Here is a 536-nt window from a genome sequence, read left to right as displayed (position 1 = left end):
GACTCGCGCACGTGCGACAGGCGTTCCAGCTGTATTTTGGCTAGATGAAAACCGCGCACACGATGCAGAGCTTATTAAAAAGGTCAATGCATACCTGCCAGATCACGATACGACAGGCCTAGAAATTAAGATTCTTGCTCCAGTAGAAGCATGTAAATACTCATTAGAGCGAATGAAAGCTGGTCTAGATACCATTTCTGTAACAGGTAACGTACTTCGTGACTATCTGACAGACTTGTTCCCAATTTTGGAACTGGGTACATCCGCTAAAATGCTCTCAATCGTTCCGTTGATGAACGGCGGTGGCCTGTTTGAAACCGGTGCTGGTGGTTCTGCTCCAAAACACGTTCAACAAGTTGAGAAAGAAAACCACCTTCGTTGGGATTCTCTAGGCGAGTTCTTAGCATTAGCTGCTTCTCTAGAGCATTTAAGCTCAGTAACTGGCAATGCTAAAGCGCAAGTTCTAGCCGATACACTAGACAAAGCAACGGGTGAATTCCTAGACAAAAATAAATCGCCATCACGTAAAGTAGGTG

Annotated in this window: 1 protein-coding gene; it reads left to right on the top strand. The window is 45.1% G+C overall.

Going from position 1 to position 536, the window contains the following annotated elements; translation table 11 throughout:
* Positions 1–536: NADP-dependent isocitrate dehydrogenase (locus R7044_RS27665; protein WP_225456291.1), on the top strand; the 536-nt coding region annotated here is incomplete at both ends.

It is taken from the genome of Vibrio sp. 1402 (genome assembly GCF_033340275.1).
This window is presented reverse-complemented; position numbering and strand designations above follow the sequence as displayed.